This is a genomic window from Streptomyces sp. col6, from assembly GCF_008042035.1.
Taxonomy (GTDB): domain Bacteria; phylum Actinomycetota; class Actinomycetes; order Streptomycetales; family Streptomycetaceae; genus Streptomyces.
On sequence record NZ_RDBL01000002.1, the window covers coordinates 43,175 to 53,394 of the forward strand.

7 protein-coding genes and 1 pseudogene are annotated in these 10,220 nt (G+C 72.2%); 6 read left to right on the top strand and 2 right to left on the bottom strand.

Annotation, left to right across the window (positions count from 1 at the left end; translation table 11 throughout):
- Positions 1-13: 13 nt before the first annotated feature.
- Positions 14-958, top strand: a pseudogene (gene mmuM, locus EAO73_RS00345) (homocysteine S-methyltransferase); the annotation flags it as partial.
- Positions 959-964: 6 nt separating this feature from the next.
- Here the strand turns inward: mmuM and EAO73_RS00350 are convergent.
- Positions 965-1,408: a nuclear transport factor 2 family protein gene (locus EAO73_RS00350; RefSeq protein ID WP_147969953.1), complete on the bottom strand. Its 444-nt coding sequence runs from the start codon at positions 1,406-1,408 to the stop codon at positions 965-967.
- Between the two features lie 188 nt (positions 1,409-1,596).
- Here EAO73_RS00350 and EAO73_RS00355 point away from each other — a divergent pair, with 188 nt between their 5' ends.
- From EAO73_RS00355 to EAO73_RS00380, 5 genes are all read left to right on the top strand, one after another.
- The gene (locus EAO73_RS00355) at positions 1,597-3,075 is read left to right on the top strand and encodes a 3' terminal RNA ribose 2'-O-methyltransferase Hen1 (RefSeq protein WP_147969437.1); all 1,479 of its coding nucleotides are present in this window, start codon (positions 1,597-1,599) and stop codon (positions 3,073-3,075) included.
- The gene (locus EAO73_RS00360; protein ID WP_147969438.1) at positions 3,072-5,648 is read left to right on the top strand and encodes a polynucleotide kinase-phosphatase; all 2,577 of its coding nucleotides are present in this window, start codon (positions 3,072-3,074) and stop codon (positions 5,646-5,648) included. Before EAO73_RS00355 ends, EAO73_RS00360 begins: the two co-directional genes overlap by 4 nt.
- 66 nt (positions 5,649-5,714) lie before the next feature.
- Positions 5,715-6,947: an arginine deiminase gene (locus EAO73_RS00365; protein WP_147969439.1), complete on the top strand. Its 1,233-nt coding sequence runs from the start codon at positions 5,715-5,717 to the stop codon at positions 6,945-6,947.
- Between the two features lie 110 nt (positions 6,948-7,057).
- Positions 7,058-8,062 carry an ornithine carbamoyltransferase gene (argF, locus tag EAO73_RS00370; protein WP_147969440.1) on the top strand — a complete coding sequence of 335 codons (1,005 nt, stop codon included), beginning with the start codon at positions 7,058-7,060 and terminating at the stop codon, positions 8,060-8,062.
- Between the two features lie 307 nt (positions 8,063-8,369).
- Positions 8,370-9,788: an amino acid permease gene (locus EAO73_RS00380; protein ID WP_147969442.1), complete on the top strand. Its 1,419-nt coding sequence runs from the start codon at positions 8,370-8,372 to the stop codon at positions 9,786-9,788.
- On the opposite strand, the gene EAO73_RS00385 is transcribed toward EAO73_RS00380, so the two are convergent.
- On the bottom strand, positions 9,785-10,210 hold the full coding sequence (locus EAO73_RS00385) for an ATP-binding protein (protein WP_147969443.1): 426 nt from the start codon (positions 10,208-10,210) through the stop codon (positions 9,785-9,787). The genes EAO73_RS00380 and EAO73_RS00385 overlap by 4 nt on opposite strands.
- Positions 10,211-10,220: the final 10 nt, after the last annotated feature.

Consider the following 10,220-nt stretch of genomic DNA (forward strand, 5'->3'; position numbering starts at 1 on the left):
GAACGGAGTCGCGATGACACCTGGGCCCGGCCGCCCCCTCGCCGCCGCACTCGCCGAGGGCACGGTCCTCCTCGACGGCGGGCTCTCCAACCAGTTGGAGGCGCAGGGCTGCGATCTGTCCGACGCGCTGTGGTCCGCCCGGCTGCTCGCCGACGGGCCCGGACAGATCGAGGCGGCCCACACCGCCTATGTGCGGGCGGGTGCCCAGGTGCTCATCGCGGCCGGCTATCAGGCGAGCTTCGAGGGGTTCGCGCGGCGCGGGATCGGACGGGAGGCGGCGGCCGGTCTCTTCGCCCGCAGTGTGGAGCTGGCCCGGCGGGCGGCCGGCACGGTGGAGCGGGACGTCTGGGTGGCGGCCTCCGTCGGCCCGTACGGCGCGGTGACGGCGGACGGGGCGGAGTACCGGGGCCGTTACGGGCTCACGGTGGGGGAGCTGGAGCGCTTCCACCGCCCGAGGATCGCGGCGCTGGCCGCGGCCGCGCCGGACGCGCTGGCCCTGGAGACGGTGCCGGACACGGACGAGGCGCGGGCGCTGCTGCGGGTGGCGGGGGAGTACGGGCTGCCGGTCTGGCTCTCCTACACCGTGGCCGACGGCAGGACCCGCGCCGGGCAGCCGCTGGACGAGGCGTTCGGCCTGGCGCGGGAACACGACGAGGTGATCGCGGTCGGTGTGAACTGCTGCGACCCGGCGGAGGTGGAGTCCGCCGTGCGGGCGGCGGCGGAGGCGGCCGGGAAGCCGGTGGTGGCCTACCCGAACAGCGGCGAGCGCTGGGACGCCGCGTCCGGCGGCTGGACGGGGGACGCTACGTTCGACCCCGGGCGTGCGGCCCGCTGGCAGCAGGCGGGCGCCCGACTGATCGGCGGCTGCTGCCGGGTCGGCCCGGAACAGATCGCACGGCTGGCGGCGGCGGTGCGCGACCGGGGGGCGGGGGGGGGAGCCCGGTCGCAACTCGGGGGCCGGGACTCAGGAAGGGGTGCACGCCTCGGCGATCGATACGCTGTTCTCGTAGAGGTGATGCCGAGTGATCCGGCCCTCCTCGACGGTGAGGCGCAGCGCGAAGGGTCCCTCGAACGACTTCCCCGTCGCGCGCACGGTCCCCGAGAGGTACCCGGTCAGGACGGCGTCGGTGCCATCGACGAGGAACGTGTCGACGCAGGCCCGTGCGTCCTCGGCCACCGTGTGCTCGGCCAGCTCCGTGAACTGGGCGGCGCATTCGGCTCCGGTGGAGCGCGGCCGGATCCACGGGACGGCGGGGTTCTCGGCGAGCACCCAGTCGACGTCGTCCGCGAAGAGCGCGACGAGCCGCTCGACGTCCCCGGCCATCCGGGCGGCGAGGAACTCCTGGACGACGTGGCGGGTGGTGCCGGTGACGGACCTCGCGGTGAGGCCGGCGGACTTGATGGGCATGGTTGCTCCTCGCGCCTTGGGTGACGGAACCCTCGTCGGGATCTCGTTGACATGTGCCACGCTGCCGCAGCAGGGGAGCGTGGTCGATTACGTCGGAGGTAGTGGCCGGGTGGAGGGCCTCCACGTCATAGGGCGGGGCCCGGGAAATTGCCTGGTGGGGCGAGCGCGGGCGGATCATACTCAAACGTGTGTTCCTGACGATCAGTACAACCGGCACCCCGGAACGTCCCGCCACCGATCTCGGCTTCCTGCTGCACAAGCATCCCGAGCGGGCGCAGACGTTCTCCACCTCCCACGGCACCGCGCACGTCTTCTATCCCGAGGCGTCCGCGGAGCAGTGCACGGCGGCCCTGCTGCTGGAGGTCGATCCCATCGCCCTGGTGCGCAAGGGCAAGGGCAAGGGCCGGGGCGGCGCCCCCGACGCGGCGCTCGCGCAGTACGTCAACGACCGCCCCTACGCGGCCTCCTCGCTGCTGTCCGTCGCGATGAGCACCGTCTTCAAGTCCGCGCTGAGCGGTGCCTGCAAGGCGATGCCCGAGCGGGCGGCGGCCCCCATGGAGCTGCGGATCGAAGTGCCCGCCCTGCCGGCCCGTGGTGGTGCCGAGCTGGTGCGCAAGCTCTTCGGTCCGCTCGGATGGACGCGGGTGGAGGCGGAGGCCGTACCGCTCGACGAGAAGTTCCCCGAGTGGGGCGACTCGCGGTACGTACGGCTGGTGCTGGAGGGCGAGTTGCGGCTCGCCGACGCGCTGCGCCAGCTGTACGTGCTGCTGCCGGTGCTCGACGACGCCAAGCACTACTGGGTGGCGCCGGACGAGGTGGACAAGCTGCTGCGCGCCGGTGAGGGCTGGCTGGCCGAGCACCCCGAGCACAAGCTCATCACCAGCCGGTATCTGTCGCGGCGCTGGGGACTGACCCGGGAGGCGATGGAGCGGCTGGAGCTGGTGCGGCTCGCGGAGGCGGACGACCTCGAAGTCGAGAGCATCGACAACGCCGTGGACGAGGGCTCCGACACGGAGGAGCGGCCGGTGCCGCTGGCCGTGCTACGCCGGGACGCGATCCTGGCGGCTCTCACCGCCGCCGGGGCGGCCAGGGTGCTCGACCTCGGCTGCGGCCAGGGGCAGTTGGTGCAGTCGCTGCTGAAGGACCCGCGCTTCACGGAGATCGTGGGTGTCGATGTGTCGATGCGTGCCCTGACCATCGCCTCGCGCCGGCTGAAGCTGGACCGGATGGGGGAGCGCCAGGCCGCCCGGGTGACGCTGCGGCAGGGTTCGCTCACCTACACGGACAAGACGCTCAAGGGGTACGACGCGGCGGTGCTCAGCGAGGTGATCGAGCACCTGGACCTGGAGCGGCTGCCCGCCCTGGAGTTCGCCGTGTTCGGCTCCGCGCGCCCCCGTACGGTGCTCGTGACCACGCCGAATGTCGAGTACAACGTCCGCTGGGAGACCCTCCCGGCCGGGCACACCCGCCACGGCGACCACCGCTTCGAGTGGACCCGGGCCGAGTTCCGGACCTGGGCGGACGCGGTGGCCGGACGGCACGGGTACCACGTGGAGTACGTGCCCGTGGGCCCGGACGACCCCGAGGTGGGCCCGCCCACCCAGATGGCGATGTTCACGATCGCCACCACCACCGACGAGACCGAGAAGGAGGCGAAAGCCGCATGACCACCGAAGACACGGGGCACGCCCCGCACCGTACGCTCCCCGTCACCGACCTCTCCCTCGTCGTGCTCATCGGGGCCAGCGGCTCCGGCAAGTCCACCTTCGCGCGGCGGCAGTTCAAGCCGACCGAGGTCATCTCGTCGGACTTCTGCCGCGGCCTCGTCGCCGACGACGAGAACGACCAGAGCGCCAGCAAGGACGCCTTCGACGTCCTGCACCACATCGCGGGCAAGCGCCTCGCCGCCGGCCGGCTGACGGTCGTCGACGCCACCAACGTCCAGGCCGAGGCCCGGCGTCAGCTCGTACGGCTGGCCCGGGAGCACGACGTGCTGCCCATCGCCATCGTCCTCGACCTGCCCGAGGAGGTCTGCCTCGCCCGCAACGCGGCCCGCCCGGACCGCGCCGACATGCCCCGCCACGTCATCCAGCGCCACCGCCGCGAGCTGCGTCGCTCCCTGCGCGGCCTGGAGCGAGAGGGCTTCCGCAAGGTGCACATCCTGCGCACCGAGGAGGAGGCCGAGCACGCCGAGGTGGTGCTGGAGCGCCGTTACAACGACCTGCGCCACCTCACCGGCCCGTTCGACATCATCGGGGACATCCACGGCTGCCGCTCCGAGCTGGACACCCTGCTCGGCAGGCTGGGGTACGTGGACGGCGCCCACCCCGAGGGCCGCACCGCGGTCTTCGTCGGCGACCTCGTCGACCGCGGCCCGGACAGCCCCGGCGTCCTGCGCCGCGTGATGTCGATGGTGGCGGACGGGAACGCGCTGTGCGTGCCCGGCAACCACGAGAACAAGCTCGGCCGCTATCTCAAGGGCCGCAAGGTCCAGCTCACCCACGGCCTCGCCGAGACCGTCGAGCAGCTGGAGCGGGAGGACGCGAAGGACCCGGAGTTCCGCAAGCGGGTCGCGGAGTTCATCGACGGGCTCGTCAGCCACTACGTGCTCGACGACGGACGGCTCGTCGTCTGCCACGCCGGGCTGCCCGAGAAGTACCACGGCCGCACCTCCGGCCGGGTCCGCTCGCACGCGCTGTACGGGGAGACCACCGGCGAGACCGACGAGTTCGGGCTGCCCGTGCGCTACCCGTGGGCGGAGGACTACCGGGGCCGCGCCGCCGTGGTCTACGGCCACACGCCGGTGCCCAGCACCTCGTGGATCAACAACACCATCTGCCTGGACACCGGTGCCGTCTTCGGCGGGAGGATGACCGCGCTGCGCTGGCCGGAGCGCGAGCTCGTCGACGTACCGGCGGAGCAGGTCTGGTACGAGCCGGTGAAGCCGCTGGCGACCGAGGCGCCCGGGGGCCGGGAGGGCCGCCCGCTCGACCTCGACGACGTGCGGGGCCGCCGGACCGTGGAGACCCGGCACATGGGCCGCCTCGCCGTCCGCGAGGAGAACGCGGCCGCCGCCCTGGAGGTCATGAGCCGGTTCGCGGTCGACCCCCGGCTGCTGCCGTACCTGCCGCCGACGATGGCGCCCACCGCCACCTCGCGGGAGGACGGCTATCTGGAGCACCCGGCCGAGGCGTTCGGCGAGTACCGGGCGGCCGGCGTGGCGAAGGTCGTGTGCGAGGAGAAGCACATGGGCTCCCGCGCCGTGGCCCTGGTCTGCAAGGACGCCGCCGCGGCCCGGGAGCGCTTCGGGACCGGGGGTGCGGACGAGAGCGGACCGACCGGCGCGCTGTACACGCGCACCGGGCGCCCGTTCCTGGACGACTCCGCGCTCACCGAGACCGTGCTCGGCCGGCTGCGCGCGGCGGTGACCGCCGCCGGGCTGTGGGAGGAGTGGGGCACCGACTGGGTGCTGCTCGACGCCGAGCTGATGCCCTGGTCGCTGAAGGCGGGCGGCCTGCTCCGCTCGCAGTACGCGGCGGTGGGGGCCGCGTCCGGCGCGGTGTTCCCGGGCGCCACCGGGGCACTGGCGGCAGCCGCGGCGCGCGGCGTCGACGTGGGCGCGCTCGCGGACCGGCAGCGGGACCGGGCCGAGGACGCGGCCGCGTTCACCGAGGCGTACCGGCGCTACTGCTGGAGCACCGAGGGCCTGGACGGCGTGCGGCTGGCGCCGTTCCAGATCCTCGCCGTGCAGGGCCGCTCGCTGGCCTCCGTACCGCACGACGAGCAGCTGGCCTGGCTGGACCGGCTGGTGGAGCACGACCCGAGCGGCCTGCTCCAGGTCACCCGGCGGCTCGTGGTGGACACCGCCGACGAGGCGTCGGTCCGTGCGGGCGTCGACTGGTGGCTGGAGATGACCGGCCGGGGCGGCGAGGGCATGGTCGTCAAGCCGCTCGGCGCGCTCGTCCGGGACGGCAAGGGCCGGCTGGTGCAGCCCGGCATCAAGGTGCGCGGCCGGGAGTACCTGCGGATCATCTACGGTCCCGAGTACACCCGCCCGGACAACCTGGACCGGCTGCGCGGCCGCTTCCTCGGCCACAAGCGCTCGCTGGCGCTGCGGGAGTACGCCCTCGGCCTGGAGGCCCTGGACCGGCTCGCGGACGGGGAGCCGCTGTGGCGGGTCCACGAGGCGGTGTTCGCCGTCCTGGCCCTGGAGTCGGAGCCGGTGGACCCCCGGCTCTGAGCACACCGGGAGAACAGGCTGGCGATTCGCCGGGTGAACGGCGCGCCGCGCGGTGAGGATGTGGGCATGGGATTCCATGTCGACTCCGAGGCCGGGCGGCTGCGCCGCGTCATCCTGCACCGCCCCGATCTGGAACTGAAACGGCTCACACCGAGCAACAAGGACGCGCTGCTCTTCGACGACGTGCTCTGGGTGCGCCGGGCGCGTCAGGAGCACGACGGCTTCGCGGACGTGCTGCGCGACCGCGGGGTGGAGGTGCATCTCTTCGGCGACCTGCTCCGCGAGGCGCTGGAGATCCCCGTCGCCCGGCGGCTCGTCCTGGACCGGGTCTTCGCCGAGAAGGAGTACGGCCCGCTCGCCACCGAGCATCTGCGGGCCGCCTTCGAGGAGTTGACCGCGGCAGAGCTGTGCGAGGCGCTGGTCGGCGGGATGACCAAACGGGAGTTCCTGGAGCGGCACAAGGAGCCGGTCTCGGTGCGCTTCCATGTGATGGACCTGGACGACTTCCTGCTCGGTCCGCTGCCCAACCACCTGTTCACCCGGGACACCTCGGCGTGGATCTACGACGGGGTGTCCATCAACGCCATGCGCTGGCCGGCGCGGCAGCGCGAGACGGTCCACTTCGAGGCGATCTACCGTCACCATCCGCTGTTCACGGGCCCGGAGGCGGGTGCCTTCCACCACTGGTCCGAGGGGCAGGACGACTACCCCTCGACCATCGAGGGCGGCGACGTCCTCGTCATCGGCAACGGCGCCGTGCTCATCGGCATGAGCGAGCGCACCACCCCGCAGGCCGTGGAGATGCTGGCCCGGGGCCTCTTCGACGCGGGCTCGGCCCGGACCATCGTGGCGCTGGACATGCCCAAGAGCCGGGCCTTCATGCACCTGGACACCGTGATGACCATGGTCGACGGGGACACCTTCACCAAGTACGCGGGCCTCGGCATGCTCCGCTCGTACACGATCGAGCCCGGCGACGGTCCCCGCGACCTCAAGGTCACCGACCATCCGCCCGAGCAGATGCACACGGCCATCGCCCAGGCGCTCGGTCTCGGCTCGATCAGGGTGCTCACCGCCACCCAGGACGTGCACGCGGCCGAGCGGGAGCAGTGGGACGACGGCTGCAACGTGCTGGCCGTCGAACCGGGCGTCGTCGTCGCCTACGAGCGCAACGCCACCACCAACACGCATCTGCGCCGGGAGGGCATCGAGGTCATCGAGATCCGCGGCAGCGAGCTGGGCCGGGGCCGGGGCGGTCCGCGCTGCATGAGCTGCCCGGTGGTCCGCGACGCCGTGTGAGGGGAGGCGGGGGTCCGTACCGCGAGACATCTCTGTATAGCGATGCATTGCGTCGTATAGGGTTCCAGCGTTACCGTATGCGTCCCCCGTCCGACCCAGGAGCAGTCACCATGGCCATAGACCTCGCAGGCCGCCACTTCCTCAAGGAGCTGGATTTCACGGCGGCGGAGTTCCGCGGCCTGATCGACCTGGCCGCCGAGCTCAAGGCCGCCAAGAAGTCGGGGACCGAGACGCGGCGGCTGAGTGGCCGGAACATCGCGCTGATCTTCGAGAAGACCTCGACCCGCACCCGGTGCGCCTTCGAGGTGGCCGCGGCGGACCAGGGCGCCGCCACCACGTACCTCGACCCCTCCGGTTCCCAGATGGGGCACAAGGAGTCGGTCAAGGACACCGCGCGCGTCCTCGGCCGGATGTTCGACGGGATCGAGTACCGGGGGGACAGCCAGGCCGTCGTCGAGGAGCTGGCCGCGTACGCCGGGGTGCCCGTCTTCAACGGGCTCACCGACGACTGGCACCCCACCCAGATGCTCGCCGACGTGCTGACGATGACCGAGCACAGTGACAGGCCGCTGGAGGAGATCTCCTTCGCCTACCTCGGCGACGCCCGCTTCAACATGGGCAACTCCTATCTGGTGACCGGCGCGCTGCTCGGCATGGACGTGCGCATCGTCGCACCCAGGGCGTACTGGCCCGCCGACACGGTCGTGGCCGAGGCGCGTGCGCTCGCCGAGGCGTCCGGGGCGCGGGTCACGCTCACCGAGGACGTGGCCGAGGGCGTGCGTGGCGCCGGCTTCGTCGCCACCGACGTCTGGGTCTCGATGGGTGAGCCCAAGGAGGTGTGGGACGCCCGCATCGCCGCCCTCACGCCGTACGCCGTCACCATGGACGTCCTGCGGGCCACCGGGAACGCCGGGGTGAAGTTCATGCACTGCCTGCCCGCGTACCACGACCTCGGGACCGGGGTGAGCCGCGAGATCCACGAGCGGCACGGTCTGAGCGAGCTGGAGGTCAGTGACGAGGTGTTCGAGTCCGCGCACTCCGTCGTCTTCGACGAGGCGGAGAACCGCATGCACACGATCAAGGCGGTCCTGGTGGCGACGATGGCCGGGAAGTAGCTCGGCCCCGCATGTTCATACACCTAATTGGGTGAATATGCGGACAGGTGTCTATGATGGTTCCGATTGGTGGGGTTCGAGCTCGCACGCTCGAACCCCCTTTTCGTGCGTGCGACGGCCCCCACGGCCCCAGCCGCTCACCCCCCACGTGTACCGCCAGAGATGAGACACCGCCGTGACGCCGCCCGCGCCGTGGGTGGCGAAGGGGGCGAGGTTGCCGCGCTCGAACGCGGTGAACGCGATGACGCAGAACAGCGCCAGGACGACGAGCTTGAGGCACGTGTACCGCCAGAGATGAGACACCGCCGTGAGCCCCCTGCGCCTCCCCGGCCCCCCGCACCGCGTCAAGGACCCGCACCGGCTGATCGCCGAGTCGGGTGCCGACCTGGAGGGCCACGGCCTCAAGCGCACCATGGGCCTGTTCCAGCTGGTGTGCTTCGGGGTCGGCGCCGTCGTCGGGACCGGCATCTTCGTCGGCCTGTCCGACAGCGTGGCCGAGGCCGGACCCGCCGTCGTGGTCTCCTTCGTCCTCGCGGCCGTCACCTGCGTCTTCACGGCGTTCTCCTTCGCCGAGCTGGGCAGCGCGATCCCGGTGTCCGGCAGCTCGTACTCCTTCGCCTACGCGACGCTCGGCGAGCGCCTGGCCTTCCTCGTCGGCTGGTGCCTGCTCCTGGAGTACGGCGTCTCGGTCTCCGCCGTCGCGGTGGGCTGGAGCCAGTACGTCAACGAGCTCCTCGACAGCCTCTTCGGGCACCAGCTGCCCGCCGCGCTCTCCGCCGGACCCGCCGACGGCGGCGTGATCAACCTCCCGGCCGTGATCGTGGTCATGATGGCCGCCACCCTGCTGGTGCGCGGTGTACGGGAGAGCGCGACGGCCACCGCCGCGATGGCCGTCCTCAAGCTCGTCGTCCTGGCGCTGTTCTGCGTCATCGCGTTCACCGCGTTCGAGCGCGGCAACCTCGCCCCCTTCGCCACCCACGGCGCGGGCGGCGTCACGGCGGGCGCGTCCCTGGCGTTCTTCTCGTACATCGGATTCGACGCGATCACCACCGCCGGGGAGGAGGTCAAGAACCCCCGGCGCAACATCCCGCTCGCGATCATGATCTGCATCGGCCTGGTCACCCTGCTCTACTGCGCGGTCGCCCTCGCCGCGATCGGCGCGCTGGGCCCGGACGCCGTCTCCGACAAGCCCGCCGCGCTCTCGCTGATCGTCGACCAGGTCACCGGCTCGTCGGTGGGCGGCGGGATCATCGCCTTCGGCGCGGTTGTCGCCATCGCCTCGGTCGTCCTCGCGGTGATGTACGGTCAGACCCGCATCCTGATGTCCATGTCCCGCGACGGCCTGGTCCCGAGGGTCTTCGAGCGGGTCTCGCCGCGCACCGCGACGCCGGTCGCCAACACCTGGATCGTCGCCGTCGTCTTCGCGGTCCCGGCGGCCTTCTCCTCGCTCGGCATGGTGGTGAACCTGACCACCATCGGCACGCTCGCCACCATGGTCGCCGTCAACGCCGCCGTGCTCGTGCTGCGCCGCCGCAACCCCGAGGTGCGGGGCTCCTTCCGGGTCCCCCTCTACCCGCTCAGCCCGCTCATCGGCATCGGCTTCTGCGTCTACCTGATGTACGGCACCGGCTGGACGACCTGGGTGCAGTTCGCCGTGTTCCTCGCGGCCGGGGCGCTCGTGTACGCGGTCTACGGTCACCGCCGCTCCCGCCTGGCGCGGTCCTAGGGCTGCACGGGCGGCAGCCGGAACCAGACCGCCTTGCCGCGCTCGGTCGGGCGGTGGCCGCAGGACGAGCTGAGCGTACGGATCAGCAGCAGCCCCCGGCCGTGCTCCTGCCACGGGTCCGGTACGTCCTCCGGCTCCGGGCGGGACAGATCGCCGGGCGGGGCCGGATCGCCGTCGTGCACCTCCACCTGGCAGCCGGCCGGCAGCAGCTCCACCACCAGCTCTATGGGGTCGTCGCCCGGGGTGTGCTCCACCGCGTTGGCGACCAGCTCGGCGGTCAGCAGCTCGGCGGTGTCGCTGTCGGCGGGGGCGTCGATGTCCGTCAGCACCGAGCGGATCAGCGCGCGGGCGATCGGCACGGCGGCCGTGGAGTGCGGCAGGGTGATGCGCCAGGAGGGGGGTGGCGGTCCGTCGGGGGGCACGAGGTTTCCG